The organism is Albimonas sp. (assembly GCF_055129145.1).
Genome location: NZ_JBSRTQ010000093.1, coordinates 1 through 18019, shown reverse-complemented (window position 1 = coordinate 18019; position 18019 = coordinate 1). Strand labels below are relative to the sequence as shown.

General features: G+C 71.7%; 14 protein-coding genes. 9 read left to right on the top strand and 5 right to left on the bottom strand.

Translation table 11 applies throughout. The features are described 5' to 3' along the window. Positions 1 to 104: 104 nt before the first annotated feature. Positions 105 to 1319: an acyl-CoA dehydrogenase gene (locus ACTB72_RS14625; protein WP_463037736.1), complete on the bottom strand. Its 1215-nt coding sequence runs from the start codon at positions 1317 to 1319 to the stop codon at positions 105 to 107. Between the two features lie 409 nt (positions 1320 to 1728). On the opposite strand from ACTB72_RS14625, the gene bmt reads away from it, so the two are divergent. From bmt to ACTB72_RS14610, 3 genes are all read left to right on the top strand, one after another. Continuing rightward, positions 1729 to 2763 (top strand): betaine--homocysteine S-methyltransferase, encoded by a 1035-nt coding sequence (bmt, locus tag ACTB72_RS14620; protein WP_463037735.1) that lies wholly within the window; start codon positions 1729 to 1731, stop codon positions 2761 to 2763. A gap of 354 nt (positions 2764 to 3117) precedes the next feature. Beyond that, positions 3118 to 5091 carry a bifunctional 2',3'-cyclic-nucleotide 2'-phosphodiesterase/3'-nucleotidase gene (locus ACTB72_RS14615; RefSeq protein WP_463037734.1) on the top strand — a complete coding sequence of 658 codons (1974 nt, stop codon included), beginning with the start codon at positions 3118 to 3120 and terminating at the stop codon, positions 5089 to 5091. Between the two features lie 151 nt (positions 5092 to 5242). Next, the gene (locus ACTB72_RS14610; protein ID WP_463037733.1) at positions 5243 to 6325 is read left to right on the top strand and encodes an NAD-dependent epimerase/dehydratase family protein; all 1083 of its coding nucleotides are present in this window, start codon (positions 5243 to 5245) and stop codon (positions 6323 to 6325) included. Between the two features lie 55 nt (positions 6326 to 6380). On the opposite strand, the gene ACTB72_RS14605 is transcribed toward ACTB72_RS14610, so the two are convergent. Then, positions 6381 to 7295 carry a VPLPA-CTERM sorting domain-containing protein gene (locus tag ACTB72_RS14605; protein ID WP_463037732.1) on the bottom strand — a complete coding sequence of 305 codons (915 nt, stop codon included), beginning with the start codon at positions 7293 to 7295 and terminating at the stop codon, positions 6381 to 6383. A gap of 369 nt (positions 7296 to 7664) precedes the next feature. Here ACTB72_RS14605 and ACTB72_RS14600 point away from each other — a divergent pair, with 369 nt between their 5' ends. Beyond that, the gene (locus ACTB72_RS14600; protein ID WP_463037731.1) at positions 7665 to 8213 is read left to right on the top strand and encodes a carboxymuconolactone decarboxylase family protein; all 549 of its coding nucleotides are present in this window, start codon (positions 7665 to 7667) and stop codon (positions 8211 to 8213) included. 107 nt (positions 8214 to 8320) lie between these two features. Here ACTB72_RS14600 and ACTB72_RS14595 read toward each other — a convergent pair whose 3' ends face one another. Both ACTB72_RS14595 and ACTB72_RS14590 read right to left on the bottom strand, forming a co-directional pair. Continuing rightward, complete coding sequence (locus ACTB72_RS14595; RefSeq protein WP_463037730.1) at positions 8321 to 8770, bottom strand: nucleoside deaminase; 450 nt, start codon at positions 8768 to 8770, stop codon at positions 8321 to 8323. A 134-nt stretch (positions 8771 to 8904) separates the two neighbouring features. Further along, positions 8905 to 10455 (bottom strand): amidohydrolase family protein, encoded by a 1551-nt coding sequence (locus ACTB72_RS14590; protein WP_463037729.1) that lies wholly within the window; start codon positions 10453 to 10455, stop codon positions 8905 to 8907. Positions 10456 to 10844: 389 nt separating this feature from the next. On the opposite strand from ACTB72_RS14590, the gene ACTB72_RS14585 reads away from it, so the two are divergent. Continuing rightward, a complete protein-coding gene (locus ACTB72_RS14585) occupies positions 10845 to 11684 on the top strand; it encodes an SDR family NAD(P)-dependent oxidoreductase (RefSeq protein ID WP_463037728.1) in 840 nt (279 codons plus the stop codon). Positions 11685 to 11722: 38 nt separating this feature from the next. Here the strand turns inward: ACTB72_RS14585 and ACTB72_RS14580 are convergent, their stop codons facing one another. After that, positions 11723 to 12499, bottom strand: a complete 777-nt coding sequence (locus ACTB72_RS14580; RefSeq protein ID WP_463037727.1) for an IclR family transcriptional regulator — start codon at positions 12497 to 12499, stop codon at positions 11723 to 11725. Between the two features lie 192 nt (positions 12500 to 12691). Between ACTB72_RS14580 and ACTB72_RS14575 the strand changes: the two genes are divergently transcribed. The 4 genes from ACTB72_RS14575 to ACTB72_RS14560 are packed head-to-tail and all read left to right on the top strand — an operon-like array spanning position 12692 to position 17706. Further along, complete coding sequence (locus tag ACTB72_RS14575) at positions 12692 to 13858, top strand: acyl-CoA dehydrogenase family protein (RefSeq protein WP_463037726.1); 1167 nt, start codon at positions 12692 to 12694, stop codon at positions 13856 to 13858. After that, positions 13855 to 15426: an AMP-binding protein gene (locus ACTB72_RS14570; RefSeq protein ID WP_463037725.1), complete on the top strand. Its 1572-nt coding sequence runs from the start codon at positions 13855 to 13857 to the stop codon at positions 15424 to 15426. The genes ACTB72_RS14575 and ACTB72_RS14570 overlap by 4 nt, the downstream gene beginning before the upstream one ends. Before the next feature lie 49 nt (positions 15427 to 15475). Then, positions 15476 to 16540, top strand: coding sequence for an acyl-CoA dehydrogenase family protein (locus ACTB72_RS14565; protein ID WP_463037724.1), 1065 nt, complete (start codon positions 15476 to 15478; stop codon positions 16538 to 16540). An 11-nt stretch (positions 16541 to 16551) separates the two neighbouring features. Continuing rightward, positions 16552 to 17706: an acyl-CoA dehydrogenase family protein gene (locus tag ACTB72_RS14560; protein WP_463037723.1), complete on the top strand. Its 1155-nt coding sequence runs from the start codon at positions 16552 to 16554 to the stop codon at positions 17704 to 17706. Positions 17707 to 18019 lie beyond the last annotated feature (313 nt).

The following is an 18019-nucleotide window of genomic DNA, read 5'->3' as shown; positions in this document are numbered from 1 at the left end:
CCGGCGCGGCCGGGCGGAACGGCAGGCGCGCGGCCCGCGTCCCCCAAGCGAAAGGGGCGGCCCCTGCGGACCGCCCCCCTCTCGGATCGCCAAGGCGGAAGCGCTCAGAAGAACGCCTGCAGCCCGGTCTGCGCCCGGCCGAGGATCAGCGCGTGCACGTCATGCGCGCCCTCGTAGGTGTTCACCGTCTCGAGGTTCACCATGTGACGGATCACGTGGTATTCGGCGGAGATGCCATTGCCGCCGTGCATGTCGCGGGCCATCCGCGCGATGTCCAGCGCCTTGCCGCAGTTGTTGCGCTTGATGATCGAGATCATCTCCGGCGCCGCCATCGCCCGGTCCATCAGCCGGCCCACGCGCAGCGCCGCCTGGGTGCCCAGCACGATCTCGGTCTGCATGTCGGCCAGCTTCTTCTGGAACAGCTGGGTGTTGGCGAGCGGCCGGCCGAACTGCTTGCGCTCCATCCCGTAGTCGCGGGCGCGGAACCAGCAATCCTCGGCAGCGCCCATCGTGCCCCAGGCGATGCCGTAGCGGGCGCGGTTGAGGCAGCCGAAGGGCCCGGCGAGGCCTTCGATATTGGGCAGCAGCGCGTCCTCGGGGACCTCGACGTCGACCATCGAGATCTCGCCGGTGGTCGAGGCGCGCAGCGACACCTTGTTGAGGATCTTGGGCGCGGTCAGCCCCTTCATCCCCTTCTCCAGCACGAAGCCGCGGATCTTGCCGCCATGCGCGTCGGACTTGGCCCAGACCACGAACACGTCCGCGAAGGGCGCGTTGGAGATCCACATCTTCGAGCCGTTCAGACGGTAGCCGCCCTGCACCTTCTCGGCGCGGGTCTTCATGCCGCCCGGATCGGAGCCGGCCTCGGCCTCTGTCAGCCCGAAGCAGCCGATCAGCGTGCCGGCGGCGAGGCCGGGCAGGTACTTCTGGCGCTGCTCTTCCGACCCGTAGGCGTAGATCGGGTACATTACGAGCGAAGACTGCACCGACATCATCGAGCGATAGCCCGAATCCACCCGCTCGACCTCACGCGCGACCAGGCCGTACGAGACGTAGCCCGCGCCGATGCCGCCGTATTCCTCGGGGATGGTGACGCCGAGCAGGCCCATCTCGCCCATCTCGGCGAAGATGCCCGGGTCCGAGGTCTCTTCCAGGAAGGCCTTGGTCACGCGGGGGAGCAGCTTCTCCTGGGCGAAGGTGCGGGCGGCGTCGGCCAGCATCCGCTCCTCCTCCTCGAGCTGATCGTCGAGAAGGAACGGGTCCTTCCAGCTGAAGGCGGCCTGGGCCGGCTTGTCCTTGGCGCTGAGCGGCTTGTTCATGGGCTCTCTCCCTCGCGGCGGGCGGGGCGCTGGTCCCCGGGGCCGATGGCGATGCTGCGGTGCATTGTCGGGATGCAATGGCCCGAAAGGCGCCGGATTTCAAGCGACGGCATACCCGTCGGTATGTCGCATTGCGGCAAGGCCGCCGATTGCGCGCCGACGGCTGCGACACTATAGGGTGCCGATGCGCGCCTGTCGTCACGGCCACCGGGCCGGGCGCGACGCGCAACTCGATACGCGACGGGCACTGGATACAGGCGCGCGCGTCCCACGACAAGCGTCGCCCGCGGATTGCGCCACGGCGTGGGCGTCGCATCCACGCCCAGGCCCGCCCGATTCCGGCTGACCCGACCCGACCTGCCCGACCTGCCCGGCCCGACCCCATGCGAAAACCTCCAAGGAGCCGCCGATGCCCGACAAGCTCGCCCAGATGCTCGCGACCCGCGACTGGATCCTCGCCGACGGCGCCACCGGCACCAACCTGTTCGCGCTGGGGCTGGAGCATGGCGACGCGCCCGAGACCTGGAACCTCGAGCGGCAGGACCGGGTCAAGGCGCATTACCGCAGCTTCATAGACGCGGGCTCGGACCTGGTGCTGACCAATACCTTCGGCGGCACCGCCAACCGGCTGAAGCTGCACGGGCTGCAGCACCAGGTGCACGAGATCAACGCCGCCGCCGCGCGGCTGCTGGCCGAGTCGATCAAGGAATCGGGCCGCGACGTGATCTGCGCCGGCGATGTCGGCCCCACCGGCGACCTTTTCGCCCCCGTGGGCCCGCTGACCCATGAGGACGGCGTCGCCGCCTTCGCAGCCCAGATGCAGGGCCTGAAGGACGGCGGCGCCGATCTGGTCTGGATCGAGACCATGTCCTCCGAGGAGGAATACGCCGCAGCCCTCGAGGCCGCCGCCGCCGTAGGCCTGCCCTGCGTCGGCACCATGTCCTTCGACACCAACGGCCGCACCATGATGGGGGTCACGCCCACGCGGCTCGCCGGGATCGTGCACGCATGCGACCACGATCACGCCCCCGTCGCCTGGGGCGGCAATTGCGGCACCGGCGCCCCGGACCTGCTGATCGGGGTGATCTCGGCCGCCGACGAGATCACCGAGGACGACGTGATCGTCACCAAGGCCAATTGCGGCATCCCCGAATATCATGACGGCGCCATCCGCTACACCGGCACCACCGAGCTGATGGCCGCCTACGCGATCCTCGCCCGCGATCTGGGCGTGAAGATCATCGGCGGCTGCTGCGGGACCACGCCCAACCACATCGCCGCGATGCGCGAGGCGCTGGAGACGACGCCGCGCGGCCCGCGTCCCGGCCCGGCGGAGGTCATCGAAAAGCTCGGCGCCGTCACCGGCACCACGATGGAGCTGCTGACCGGCGGCGGCGCCGCCCCCGCCAAGCGCCCCGGCCGTCGCCGCCGCGCCTCTGCCTGAGCGGCCGGGCGCGGCCCTGGTCGCGCCCGGCCGCTGTCGTGTGGCGCCCCCTGCGGCCAGGACCGGCGGCGCCCGCCTCCGCGCGCGGGACCGACGGAGGGTCGCCGACACGCGCACCGGAAAGCAGGGGTCCGGGCCGACGAGATCCGCCCCGCACGCGGACGTCCGCGGTCCGAAAACTCGCCCCGTCACGAGGCCGTCACGGCATGGCGCGCAACTGCGCGAGATGAAAGCCGCAGCACCCCCCTCCGCCCCCTACCCGCAACCCGGCCCGGCGCATTTCGCGCTTGACCGGCGGGCTCCGCGGGTTCGGGATCGTCGCGCCCAGCCCGCGCGAACGCCAACGGAGCCGTCATGCCCCTTCTCGCCCCCCTCTCCCGCCGCGCCGTCCTGCGCGGCGCCGCCGCCGCGGGCGCGATGATCGTCCTGCACCCGTTCGCGGTCCGCGCCGCCCCCAACCAGGCGCATCTGCGCATCGTCTCGACCACGGACCTGCATGTCCACGTCTTCCCCTACGACTACTATGGCGACAAGCCGAACGACACGATGGGCCTCGCCCGCGCGGCCGCCCTGATCGAGGGCGTGCGCGCCGAGGCGACCAACGCCATGCTGGTCGACAACGGCGATTTTCTTCAAGGCAACCCGATGGGCGACTACATCGCCTATGAGCGGGGCATGAAGGACGGCGACCTCCACCCGGTCGTCGCCGCGATGAACACGCTCGGCTACGCCTGCTCGACGCTGGGCAATCACGAGTTCAACTACGGCCTGAGCTTCATGGACAAGGTGCTGGCGGGGGCGCGTTTCCCCTATGTCTGCGCCAATCTCGCCCGGGGCAAGCTCGCCGGGACCGCCCGGCAGGACGACACCTGGCTGAAGCCCTATGTGATCGTCGAGCAGACGGTGACCGACGGCGCCGGGGGGACGCGGCGCCTCAAGATCGGGCTGATCGGCTTCGTGCCGCCGCAGGTGATGACCTGGGACAAGAAGCACCTGGAAGGGAACGTCGCCACCCGCGACATCATCGAGGCGGCCGAGGCCTGGGTCCCCGAGATGCGCGAGGCCGGCGCCGATCTGGTGGTGGCGCTCGCCCATACCGGCATCGGCTCGGCCAGACGGTCCGAGATGATGGAGAACGCCGCGATCCCCCTCGCCGCCGTGAGGGGGATCGACGCGGTGGTGACCGGCCACGCCCATCTCGATTTTCCGGGGACCAGATACGAGGGCGTGCCGGGGCTGGATCTGTCGAAGGGGCTGATCTCGGGCAAGCCGGGGGTGATGGCGGGGTTCTGGGGCTCGCACATGGGGCTGATCGACCTGATGCTGGAGGAGGACGGCGGGGAATGGCGCGTCGTCGCCTCCACCTCCGAGGCCCGTCCGATCTACGCCCGGGAGGGCCGCACGGTGACCCCGCTGGTCGAGAGCGTCCGATCGGTGGAGACCGCGGCCCTCGCCGACCACGAGGCGACGCTCGCCTATGTGCGCCGCCCCGTCGGCAGAACCTCGGCCCCGCTGCATTCCTACTTCGCGCTGGTGGCCGACGACCCCTCCGTCCAGATCGTGAATCAGGCGCAGAGCTGGTATATCCGGCAGATGATGGCCGGCACCGAGTGGGAGGGGCTGCCCGTCCTCTCCGCCGCCGCGCCCTTCAAGGCGGGCGGGCGCGGGGGCCCGGATTACTACACCGAGGTCAGGACCGGCCCGATCGCCATCAGGAACGTCGCCGATCTCTATCTTTATCCCAACACCGCGCGCGCCATGCTGATCGACGGGGCCACGGTGAAGGCATGGCTGGAGATGTCGGCGGGCATCTTCAACCAGATCACGCCCGGCGCGCAGGATGCAGACCTGATCAACCCGGGCTTCCCCTCCTACAATGTCGACGTGATCGACGGGGTGACCTACCGGATCGACCTGTCGCAACCCGCGAAATACGACGCGGACGGCAAGATGGCGGCGCCCGGGGCGAGCCGGATCCGCGACCTCGCCTGGAACGGCGCGCCCATCGACCCGGCGGCGGACTTCGTGATCGCCACCAACAACTACCGCGCGGGCGGCGGCGGCCATTTCCCCGGCGTGACCGACGACAAGATCATCTTCGTGGCGCCCGACACCAATCGCGACGTGATCGTGCGCTACATCGTCGATCAGGGCACCATAAACCCCGCCGCCGACGCCAACTGGGCGTTCGCGCCCCTGCCCGGAACCACGGTGGTCTTCGACACCGGGCCGGGCGGGCGGCCCTACGCGGCCGACGTGAAGGGCGTGAGGATCGAGCCGGCGGGCGAGGGCGCGGACGGTTTCGCGCGGTATCGGATCACGCTTTAGGAGATCGCCTCGCGGGGGCGGCCCCTGCGGGGCGGCGGCTTTCGGCGCCCGGGTCGGGCCGTTCGGGAAAACGGGCGGCCCTTTCGCTTGGGGTGGGCGTGGCCTAGCCTCCTCCCATGCGCCGCAGAGCGCTGCAGGGGAGAGAGAAAAGATGAAAACCGTCGTCGTCGCCGGGGCCACCGGCGTTGTTGGCCGGGCCGCGGCAGAGCATTTCGCGGCGCTCGGGGACTGGGAGGTCGTCGCCCTCTCCCGCCGGCCGCTGCCTGAGGGCGTTCGCCTGAAAAGCCTCGCCGTCGACCTGACCGACCGCGAGGCCATGACCGCCGCTCTGAAAACCCTGCCCGAGATCACCCACGCGGTCTACGCGGCGCTTTACGAGCTGCCCGGCCTCGTCGCCGGCTGGACCGATCCGGGGCAGATGCAGACCAACGCGGCGATGTTCGCCAATTTTCTGGATCCGCTCGCGGGCCGCCCCGGCCTGCGCCACGTCTCGATCCTGCAAGGCGCCAAGGCCTACGGAGGTCATGTCCATCGCATCCAGGTCCCGGCGAAGGAGCGGGGGCCCCGCGACGATCATCCGAATTTCTACTGGCTGCAGGAGGATCACCTGCGCGCGACCGCTCGAGGCGCGCCCTGGGCGTGGACCATCCTCCGCCCGCAGGTGGTCTTCGGCGGGGCCGTCGGGTCCGCCATGAACATCGCCCCGGTGCTGGGGGCCTTCGCCGCGCTCTGCGCCGAGACCGGGCGCCCTTTCGGCTTCCCCGGCGGGCCGTCCTATCTGTGGGAGGCCGCCGATTCCCGGCTGGTGGCGAGGGCGCTGGCCTGGGCGGCCGAGGCCCCCGCGGCGGCCTTCGAGACCTTCAACATCGCCAATGGCGACGTCGCCGACTGGCGCCAGCTCTGGCCCGCCATCGCCGAAGCGCTCGGCGCGGCGCCGGCCGAGCCCGCGCCCCTGTCGCTGGCGCGATGGCTGCCCGAACAGGCCGAGGCCTGGGCCCGGATCGCCGCGCGCCACGACCTCGCCGTCGCCGACCTGCCCGCCCTGCTGGGGGAGTCGCATCACTACGCCGACCGCATCCTCGCCCATGGCGGAACCCGCGCCCGAGACCCGCAGATCCTGAGCACGATCAAGCTCCGCCAGGCCGGCTTTCACGAATGCCAGGACACCGAGGACATGTTCCGCGAGACCTTCGAGGGCCTGCGCGAACGCCGCATCCTGCCGCCCCGCCCCTGAAACGCGAAAGGGGCGAGCCGGCGGCCCGCCCCTGCTTTCTCCGGCATCGCCCCCCTCAGGCCGTGACGACCCGCCGCCGGCGCGTCAGGCCGAGCAGCCCGACCCCGGCCGCCAGCAGCCCCCCCGCCGCGGGCAGCGGCACCGGCGACGCGCTCGCCAGCGCGAAGCCCACATCCTGCAGCGCGAACAAGGTGGTCTGCGAAATATAGGCGTCGCTGCCCAGCCAGCCGGTCATCAGCTCCGGATTGCCCTTGTCGGAATAGGAGCCGAGGAACGACTCCTCGTTCCAATGCGTGCCGCGGGTGCCGGCGGCGCCCTCGTCCTCCAGCTTGATCGAGGTGGCGGAGGCGCCGCTTTCGATCACGTAGGCGGCCAGCCCGCTCTCGCCGACATACTGGGTGTAGTAGTCGGTCCCTCCCGACGTCACCACGCCGGCGACGACCCCGTTCAGCTCCCAGATGGTCGCGTTCAGCCCGAGCACATGCGCCATCTCGTGGATGATCAGGAGTTCCAGCCGCGTCGAGGACATCGACACCAGATCGTCGGTGTCGAACTGCATGATGCCGGCGCGGGCGGTCTTGTAGTCGGTGTCGTTCCACACGAACGTGGTCGCGGCCCCGCCCAGGATGTTGCCCGCGCCGTCGATGGACCCCAGCGTGATCGAGATCGTCAGCGGCTGGGAGGCGGCGGCGTTGGCGGTCGATTCCAGCCGATAGCCGGAGATCTGGCTTTCCCAGAACAGCTCCGCCGCGGCGAATGCCGCCGCATAGGTCGGGTCGGGCGTCGTCGCGCCGTAATCCAGCTCGATGTCGAAGCTTCCGTAGGAGGTCGCCACCAGCGATTCCATCGACGCGACCCGCGGCGCGACGGTGATGGCCGAGGCCGCGCCGGTCCCCGCCATCACCAGCGCGCCGGCCGCCAGCAGGGCCCGCATGTTCACGAACGTCATCAGTCGCAGCCTCTCGTCCATTACGCAGCGCCTCGCATCGTTTCGGCGGGCGCCGGACTTCCATACGCCGGGGTCCGCCATCCGGCGTTCCCCTGTCCGCCACGGGCTGCGCGCCGTCCTCGCCGCCGCCGCGAAGCCGCGGGCCGACCCTGGGCGCGCGCCCGTCCGGATTGACATAGCTTTAACGATTGTCCGGATTTTGCCATCCTGTTTTCGCGCGATTTCGCAACATTTTCGCCACATTCGCGGCCGCATTCATGAAAGAGGCCCGGATCCCGTCGGCGGGGCGGCCTGGCGCGCCGGCGGGGGCCTCTGGACCCGGCCGCGCCGGCGGGGCAACGTCGCGGTTCCCGAGATCCAGCCCCCTGACCCAGACCGGAGCCGCCCGTCATGCCCCGCATCGCGCCCCCCGCCCCCGCCGACATGACCCCGCGCCAGCGCGAGGTGCATGACGCCATCGCGTCGGGCCCCCGCGGCCGGGTCGAAGGCCCGCTCGCGGTGTGGCTGCGCCGTCCCGACCTCGCCGCCCGGGCGCAGGAGCTGGGGGCCTATTGCCGCTATGGCACCTCGCTGCCGCCGCGCCTGTCGGAACTGGCGATCCTGACCATGGCCCGCATCTGGTCGGCGGAATTCGAGTGGTGGGCGCACAAGGGGCCGGCGCTGGAAGGCGGGCTCTCCCCCGAAGTGATCGAGGCGCTGCGGATCGGCGAGACCCCGCCATTCGCCGCCGAGGACGAGGCCGCGGTCCACGCCTTCGCCCATGAGGCGCAGACCGCGCGCCGCGTCTCCGACGCCACCTACGCCCGCGCGGCGGCCGCGCTCGGCGAGGACGGGCTCGTCGATCTGGTGGGGATTCTGGGCTATTATTCGCTGATCTCGCTGACCCTGAACATCTTCGAGGTGATGCCGCCGGAGGGCGAGGCGCTGGCCTTCTCCTGAGCGCGCCGAAAGGCGGGTTCGCACCCGCCCTACGCCTGCGGGAAGGACGGTTCCACCCGACGCAGGGCGGGTGCGAACCCGCCTTCACGGCCCCGACCGCGCGCCCGTCAATCCTCCGCGATGTCCTCGGCCCAGAGCTCCGGCTTCTCGGCGATGAAGCGGGTCATCAGGGCGATGCAGTCGGGATCGTCGGCGACGACGACCTCGACGCCGCGGGCCCGCAAGAAGTCCTCGTTGCCGCCGAAGGTGACGTTCTCGGCGATCACCACCCGCGGTATCCCGAACTGCACGATGGTCCCCGAGCACATCATGCAAGGGCTGAGCGACGTATAAAGCGTGGTGTCCTTGTAGGTCCGCTGCCGCCCGGCCTTGCGCAGCGCGTCCATCTCGCCATGCGCGATGGGGTCGCCGCCCTGCACCCGCTGGTTGCGCCCCCGCGAGACGAGCGTCGCGCCCCGCGCCAGCACCGAGCCGATGGGGCAGCCGCCCTCCTCGAACCCGGCCAGAGCCTCGTCATAGGCGATGCGCAGGAAGCGGCGGTCGGCGTCGGTCAGCATGGGGGGGCTCCGGCGAACGGGATTGGGGGAACGGGATGGCAGGGCGTGTCTTCCAGAGGCAGGGTCCAGGTCCCGGCGGCGGGGGAGGGGGCGAGGGCGGGGGCGATGACGATTTGCGCTTCACTTACGGGGATTTATCCGCCAAGCGCGTTGCAGCGAAAGGGCCGCGGATCGTCGGGGAAACCGTGGGCGCGATGCTCGGCTTCCAGATGGGCGACGAGGCGGTCGGCCATGCGCCAGGCATGGGCCTCGGCCTCGGTCTCCGGGCGGGCGAGGATCGCGTCGATCTCGTCCATCACCGCGTCGCGGTCGATGCGCGTGACCCGTCCGCCCGCGACCACGACCTCGCCGCCCACCAGCACGGTGTCGATGGCGGCGCGGGAGCCGCGATGCAGCACCTGCTCTTCCATGGGCGTGCGCGGGCTGATCCGCGGCCGGGCGAGGGTACGCTCGGACATCAGCACGATGTCCGCGGCATATCCGGGGTCGAGCCGGCCGGCGAAGCCGCCGAAGCCGGCCGAGGCCGCCCCGTGTTCGGTCGCCATGCCCAGCACCGCCGCCGCGTCGGGGCGATTCGAAAACATCCCCGTCTCCCGGTGCAGGGCCCAGACCAGTTTCATCTCGAGCGTCATGTCCCGGTCGTCGGCGATGTTGGACTGGTCGATCCCCAGCGCCACGCGCCCCCCTCGCGCCCTGAGCGCGTTGACCGGCGCGATGCCGGAGCCGAGCCGCAGGCCGGAGGACGCGTTGTGGCAGAGGATGCAGCCGCAATCCGCCACCAGATCGAGCTCGGCTTCGGTCATCCAGTTGCCATGGCCGAGCGTCACGTTGCGGGCGAGGCAGCCCAGCGCGTGCAGATGCTCCACCGCGCCGCAGCCGTTGACGGCCCGCGAAAACTCGGCCTGGCGGCGGGTCTCCAGCAAGTGCATGTGCACCGGCGCGGCCGCGTCGGCGGCGGTCCCGAAGACCTCCGTCAGGGCGGCGTCCGACATCCAGTGCAGGTTGGCGGGCGCGAGCGCGATGCGCACCCGGTCCGACCCCGCCCAGCCGGCGCGCAGGCGCTGGAAGAAATCCATGTAGGCGCGGATCGGGGTGCGGGACGGCGCCAGCCCCGGCGCGACCCAGTCCCGCAGATCGGCCGGCATCCGCCCCAGCACCTCGGCGTCGGGCGCATAGGCGAGCACGTTGCGGTCGCGCATCATCCAGCTGAACCCGGCGCGCATCCCGATCTCGCCATAGGCGCCCAGCACGGCGTCCGCGATCCCGCCCCAGGCGTCGGGATCGGCGGGGAGGCCCGAGTGGATGTGGTGGACTACCGTCGTCCCGCTCTCAAGCATCTCGATGGCGGCATAGAGCGTGTCGAGCCGCAACGGCAGCGTGCGCATCGCCCGGAAGCGCGGCAGCCACAGCTCCAGCGGCGCGAAGGGCACGCCGGCCATCAGCGGCGTCAGGCCGAAATGGTGGTGGCCGTTGGTGAGGCCGGGCATGGCGATCAGGCCGGGCCCGCCGATCCGGAGCAGGTTTTCGCGCCCGGCGACGATCTCCGCCACCGGCCCGATCTGCGCGATGCGCCCGGCCTCGATCCGGATCGCGGCGTCGCGGGCCGAGACCATGGCGCCCGCGGGGTCGAGGCCGCGCAGGACGTGCCCCGCCTCCACGATCAGGTCGGGTCCGATGGGGTCCATGGCGCGCTCCTCGGTCAGCGGGCGGCGACGGGCGCCGCCGCCTGCAGGGTCGGAATATCAGGTGAGCGAGCTTTCCACGCCGACCGGCAGGCAGTCCATCGCCCAGAGGCGGGGGGGCCGGCGGAGGAGCGGCTTTCGGTGTCCGACGCGATGGCGGGCTGAGGCGGGGTCGGCCACGAACCGGGCGGTCGAGGCGGTGGCGATGTCGAAAAGCCCGCAGGTTCGCCCGGGGGCGGACGCGGTTCATCACGGCCCCGAACGGCGCGCCCTCGCGGGTGGTCGCCCCGGCCGGAGGCCCGCGCGCACCTTGCGTCCTGGCGCGCGGATGCGGCTAATCTCCTCCCCCAAGGCCGGGCGCGACGATCCGGCGACACGGGAGGAGACCCCAGATGATCGACGATCCGAACATGGAGCATGGCGACGCCAGCCGGCTCGACGGCCGCGTGGCGGTGGTGACCGGCGCCGGCTCGCAGACGGCCGGCATCGGCAACGGGCGCGCGGCGGCGATCCTGCTGGCGCGGCGGGGGGCGCGCGTGGCGCTGCTCGACCGGACCGAGGCGGCGGCGACGCGGACCCGGGAGATGATCGAGGCGGAGGGCGGCGTGGCGCAGGTTTTCGCCTGCGACGTGGCGGTGGATGCCGACTGCGCTGCGGCGGTGGCGCAGATCGCCCAGACGCTCGGCGCGCCGACCATTCTGGTGAACAATGTCGGGGTGCGCGGGCCGCTGGGCTATGCGGATGCGCTCGATCTCGACGAATGGGACCAGGCGATGAAGGTCAACGTCACCTCGATGATGCTGATGGCCCGGCACTGCCTGCCGCACATGAAGGCGGAGGGGGGCGGATCGATCGTCAACATCTCCTCGGTGGCGGGGATGCAGGGGGGGCATCCGCATCTGCTCTATCCGACCGCCAAGGGGGCGGTGATCAACATGACCCGCGCCATGGCCGCGCATCACGGCGGGGACGGGGTGCGGGTGAACTGCATCTGCCCGGGCATGGTGTTCACGCCGATGGTCTATGGCGCGGGGATGACGGAGGCGCGGCGGGAGGCGCGGCGCAAACGCTCGATCCTGCAGGTGGAGGGCTCGGGCTGGGATGTGGGCGAGGCGGTGGCGTTTCTGAGTTCGGACGCGGCGCGATGGATCACCGGTGTGGTGCTGCCGGTGGATGCGGGGGCGACGGCGGGTCGGGCGCCGGATCTGGCGGGCGGGGCGGGTCCGGGCTGAACCGGGCGCCGCGCGACGGGCGCGCCCGCGGAGCGCGGTCAGAACAGGTCGTCGAGCCGGGCGCAGAGCGCAAGAAGGTCGGCGCGGAGGCGGGCGAGCGTTTCGGGGTCGTGCTGGGAACGGAACATGGTCGCCACCACGCCCAGCGTCCCCGCCCCGTCCGCCGCCCGCACCGGGGCGGCGTAGGAGAGCACGCCGCGGGTGAAGCAGCCGTCATCCGCCGCCCAGCCCTGGATCCGGGCGGCCTCCACGTCGCGCCAATAGGTCTCGAACGGCGGGGGGGACGCCCAGCGGAGGGGGGCGAACTCCGCCTGCACCGCCTGCCGGTCGAGGCCCGAGAGGGCGGCGTACATCCGCCCGAAAGCCCCCAGAAACCGCGGCAGGCGCTGGCCGGGGCGCATCTGGATCTGCAGGTCGGCGGCGCCCTGCGCGATCTCGGCCAGCAGCACCCGCTCGCCGCCATGCGGGCGCAGCAGCGTCGCCGTGACCGCGTAGCGATCCGCGAGCCCCTGCAGCAGGGGCCGCGCCGCCGACAAGCGCCCGGCATCGGTCAGCGCGCTCTGGGCCAGACGCACCGCGCCCAGCCCCAGCGCATAGGTCTTGCGGGTCGGGTCGTAGGCGAGCACCCCTTCGGCGGCCAGGGTCAGCAGGATCGACCGGCAGGTGGAGACGTTGATCTCCAGCCCCCGGGCGATTTCCGACAGCGTCTCCCCCCGCCCGTCCGCGCCAAGCCTTCGCAGGATGCGCAGCGCGTTGACCACCGGGCGCACCTGGGGGGCGGGAGCGGGGGCGATCCGGCCGGTCTCGTCGCGCATGGCGCCTCGCGGAGTTGCTTCGGATCCCCGTGATAGCAGGATCGCCACTTTTCTCAATACAGAAATTCTTTCTGATATCGGAAATTTCTTGCAGGGAGCCGACCCGGCCTTTATCCCTTCCCCTGACAACCGCGCCGGACGAGCGTGGGCGAAGGCGGCTCGATGCGCGCCGGACCGGGTAGGAGACGACGCATGGCATGGAACCTTTGGGACTGGCCGTTCCTCGAGCCCTCGCACCACGCCGAGGCGGCGCGGGTCGCGGGTTTCGCCGAAGGGATCGGCGGGCACGGGGCGGGCCCGCTGGCCGAGCAGGCGCGCGGACTGGTGCGGGATCTGGGCGCGGCGGGGCTGCTGGACATCGCGGTGCCCGAGGCGCGCGGCGGGGCCTACGCCTTCGACGTGCGGGCGCTCTGCGCGGCGCGGGAGGGGCTCGCCTACGCCTCGGTCCTCGCCGACACCATGTTCGCCATGCAGGGGCTCGGCACGGGGCCGATCGCGCTCTTCGGGTCCGACGCGCTGCGGGACCGTTATCTCGGGCCCGCGCGGCGGGGGGAGAAGGTGGCCGGGCTGGCGATCTCGGAGCCCGAGGCCGGGTCAGACGTCGCCGCCATGGCGACCGAGGCGCGCGACGACGGCGACGCCTATGTGCTGACCGGCGAAAAGACCTGGATCTCCAACGCCGGGATCGCCGACCATTACGTGGTGCTGGCCCGGACCGGCGAAGCCCCCGGCCCCCGCGGGCTGACCGCGATGGTGGTGGACGCGGACACCCCGGGCCTGACCGCCGAGCCCTTCGACCTGATCGTGCCCCACCCCATCGGGCGGCTGACGTTCGACGGGGCGCGGGTGGCGAAATCCGCGATCATTGGAAAACCGGGAGACGGCTTCAAGCTCGCCATGGCCACCTTCGACCATTTCCGCCCCACGGTGGGGGCGGCGGCGGTGGGCGTGGCGCGGCGCGCGATGGACGAGACGCTGGCCCGGGTGCGGTCCCGCCGGATGTTCGGGAAGACCATGGCCGAGATCGAGTCGGTGCAGACCAAGCTCGCCGATTGCCAGGTGGATATCGAGACGGCGGCGCTCGCGGTCTACCGCGCCGCCTGGACCAAGGACGTGAAGGGCGGGCGCGCGACGCGCGAAGCCTCCATCGCCAAGCTGGTCGCGACCGAGGCGGCGCAGCGGGTGGTCGATGCGGCGGTGCAGCTGCATGGCGGCATGGGCGTGCTGGAAGGCGGGATCATCGGACAGCTTTATCGGGAGGTGCGGCCCATGCGGATCTACGAAGGCGCCTCCGAGGTGCAGAAACTGGTGATCGCGCGCGACGTGCTGGCCGAGGCCGCGGCGCGGGGGCAGGCATGAGCGCGGCCCTGACGCTCGCGGGTCTGGCCGACGCGGCCCCCGCCCATCGGGTGGCGCTGGCCTTCGAGGAGGGGTCGGCGAGCTATGGCGACCTCGCCTCCCGCTCCGCCCGGCTGGGCCGGCTGCTGGCGGCGCGGGGTGTGGCGCGGGGCGACCGGGTGGGGCTCTGGATGCCCAACCGGCCGGAATGGATGGTGGCGGCGCTCGCCTGCTGGCGGCTGGGGGCGGGGGTCTTCGCGCTGAACCCGCGGCTCAGGACCGGCGATCTGGGCAAGCTGATCGAACAGTCCCGGATCAAGGCGCTGATCGTCGAAGGAGAGGCCGGCGAGGCACCGTGGGCGGAGATTTTGTCGGATATCCCGGCGGAGGCGCGAGCCTCCATCGCGCTGGTGGTGACGGCGGAGTTTTCGGGGGAGATCCTGACCGGAGTCGCTCAGGCGGCGATGGGCGAGGGGGACGCGCTCTCCGCGGCGCCCTTCGACGAGGCCGCGCCGGGCGACGTGGCGATGGTGTTCGCGACCTCGGGCACCACGTCGGGCCCCAAGCTGGTGCTGCATTCGCATGAGCGGCTGGCCGCGCAGGCCCGCGATATCGGCGCGAAACTGCTGCCGGAGCCGGCGGGATCGCGGCCGATGCTCTCCATTCCCTTCGCCGGGGCCTTCGGGTTCACCGTGGCGCTGGTGTCTCTGGCGAGCGCCACGACCCTCTTGGTTGAAAGGCGCTTCGTGCCCGCCGAAAGCGTCGCGCGGATCAGCGACGGCGGCGTCACCCACCTGTTCGGCACCGACGACATGGCCGACAAGTGGCTGGAGGCGGCGGAGGGAACCCCGGCGTTCCCGGGCGTGGATTACATGGGGTTCGCGGCCTATACGCCCAATCTCGGCGATATCGTCGCCCGGGCCGAGGCGCGCGGGCTGAAGATGATAGGCATGTACGGCATGTCGGAGCTGCTGGCCTTCTTCTCGGCCCAGCCCGGAACCGCTTCAGTCGCGGAGCGGGCCGATGGCGGGGGCCATCCGCTCTGCCCCGAGGCGAGGATGCGGGTCTGCCATCCCGACGACGACGCCGAGATGCCCGAAGGCGAGGCCGGGGAGCTGCAGGTGCTGAGCCCCAATCGCTTCGTGGAATATCTCGACGCGCCCGAGGCCAATGCGGGGGCCTTCGCGCCGGGCGGCTGGTTCCGGACCGGGGACCTCGCGCGGATCATGCCCGACGGGCGCATGGTGTTCCTGTCCCGCATCAAGGACGTGCTGCGGCTCGGCGGCTATCTGACCGACCCGGCCGAGATCGAGGCGGTGGTCCGCGCCCAGCCCGGCGTGGCCGCGGCGCAGGTGGTGGCGGTTCCCATGGACCGCTCCGTCCGCCCCGTCGCCTGCGTGATCGCGCGGGCCGGCGAGACCCCCGACGAGGCCGCGATCATCGCCGCCTGCCAGGGCGCGCTCGCCATCTGGAAAGCCCCCGTGCGGGTGCTGACCTTCGACGCCTTCCCCGTCACCGAAAGCCCCAACGGGGCCAAGGTGCAACGCAACGTGCTGCGCGACCGGGCGGCCGCCCGGCTCGACGCCTGATGCCCAAGGAGTTCCCCATGACCCACGCCAACGCTTCGGAGCGCCGCTGATGTCCGAAAAAATGCTGCTCGACGCTGCCGCCCGCCTGTTCGAGGCCGAACACGGGGCCGGGGAATGGGTCGGACCCGCCTCCGGCTCCATGGAGAAGGGCGCCCCGATCTGGGCGAAGATCGAGGCGATGGGTCTGCCGCTCGGCCTCGTCCCCGAAGACGCCGGGGGGTTCGGCGCCGATCCGCTCGAGGTGCTCGACACCGTGCGGCTGGCCGGGCGCTTCGCCCTGCCCTGCCCGCTGGCCGAAACGCTGGGGGCGGCGGCGCTGATCGCGCGCGCCGGGCTCGAGGCGCCCGAAGGGGCGCTGACCTTCGCGGCCCCCGCCCCCGGCGTGACCGGGCTGAGCCGGGAGGGCGACGGGTTCCGTCTGCGCGGCACGCTCGCCCGCCTGCCCTTCGGGCGCGGCGCGAAGGCGGTGGCGCTGATCACCGATCTGGCCGGCGCCCCGCATATCGCGGTGTTCGCGCCCGGCGACGGTCCGATCGAGACCGGCGAGAACGTGGCGGGGGAGCCGCGCGACACCCTGACCCTCGATCTCGCGCTGCCCGCCTCCGCCGTCGCGGCCTCGCCGCTGTCGGCCACCCAGGCTTTCGCGCTGGGGGCCGCCCTGCGGTCCATCGCCATGGCCGGCGCGCTGGAGCGGGCGACCGAGATGACCGTGCAATACGCCAACGACCGCGTGCAGTTCGGCCGGCCCATCGGAAAATTCCAGGCGATCCAGCAGAACCTGTCGGTCGCCGCCGGCCAGACCGCGGCGGCGGTCGCCGCCGCGGGCATGGCGGCGGAGGCGGCGGCGGAACTGCTCGACGGCGGCCGCGACCTCTCCCCCATCGCCGCGGCCAAGATCCGCACCGGCGAGGCGGCGGGCATCGTCGCCGCCATCGCCCAGCAGACCCATGGCGCGCTCGGCTTCACGCTGGAGCATCCGCTGCGTCTGTTCACCAAGCGCCTTTGGTCCTGGCGCGACGAGTTCGGCAATGAGGCCCGCTGGTCGCAGGAACTGGGGCGCACCGCCCTCTCCGCCGGCCAGGGCGGCTTCTGGCCGATGATCACCCGCTACTGAGGAACGAAGCCATGAACGCCATCTTCGACTTCCCCGCCCCGCCCGAGGCCCCCAATTCCGAAGCGCTGCGCGCCGAGGTCCGCGCCTTCCTCGCCGAGGAGCTGGCCGACTTCCCCTCGCGCGAGCGGTCACTGAGCTGGACCGGCTTTTCCGCCGATTTCTCCCGCAAGCTGGGCGAGCGCGGCTGGATCGCGATGACCTGGCCGAAAGAGCACGGGGGGCACGAGCGCTCCGCCCTCGACCGCTATGTGGTGATGGAGGAGCTGCTCGCCGCCGGCGCCCCGGTCGCCGCGCACTGGATCTCCGACCGCCAGTCGGGCCCGCTGATCATGCGGGTCGGCACGGACGCGCAGAAGGCCGAAATCCTGCCCAGGATCGCCGCCGGGGAATGCTTCTTCTGCATCGGCATGTCGGAGCCGGATTCGGGTTCCGACCTCGCCGCCACCCGGACCCGGGCGACGCCGGTCGAGGGCGGGTTCAGGGTCAACGGCACCAAGCTCTGGACCACCTGGGCGCATAAGTCCCACTACATGATCCTCTTTTGCCGGACGGATGGCGGGCCGGAGGACCGGCACAAGGGCGTGTCGCAACTGCTGGTCGACCTGACCACGCCCGGCATCGCCATCCGCCCGATCAAGGACCTGACCGGGGGCGAGCACTTCAACGAAGTGGTGTTCGACGACGTGTTCCTGCCCGAAAGCGCCATCATCGGCGCGCGCGGCGACGGCTGGAACCAGGTCACCTCGGAACTGGCCTTCGAGCGGTCGGGACCGGAACGGTTCCTGTCGTCCATGGCCTTGCTGCAGGAGCTGATCGGCCGGCTGTCGCAGGCGCCGGGCAACGAGCGGGCCGAGGTGATCGTGGGGCGGCTCTCGGCGCATCTGATGGTGCTGCGCCGACTGTCGCGTTCGGTCTCGGGGATGCTGGAGCGGGGGGAGAACCCGGCGCTCCAGGCCTCGATGGTCAAGGATCTGGGCGCGGATTTCGAGCAGTCGATTCCCGACATCGCCCGGTCGCTGATCGAATGCGAGCCGGATCCGGCGGCGCGCGAGGAATACGCGGCGACCTTCGCGGCGGTGCTGCTGTCGGTCCCGTCCTATTCGCTGCGCGGCGGCACGCGCGAGATCCTGCGCGGGATCATCGCCCGGGGCCTGGGCCTGCGCTGAGGCGGGTCCTGCGGCGCCCTTCTCCGGGGGGGCGCCGCGACGGCCGGTGCGCCGGCGTCGTCGTGCCGTTCCGCCGCGACGGCGTTGCGTGAAGCACGGGCCGCCTTCGCTCGCCGATCAGAGGCGCGCGATCCAGGCGGTCCGCCTCCTCGGCGACGAGGCGCTTCCGGTGCTGCGAAGGCTCGTCGAGGAGTTGGATCGTCGAGAGGCCGACCGTAACCGCCCGGTTTGGACCGCGGCTGCCGGTCAGGCGACGGCTCTGGTCTCGTTGGCTGCCGCCCAGTGCCAGGGGAGGAGTTCGTCGAGCCGGTTG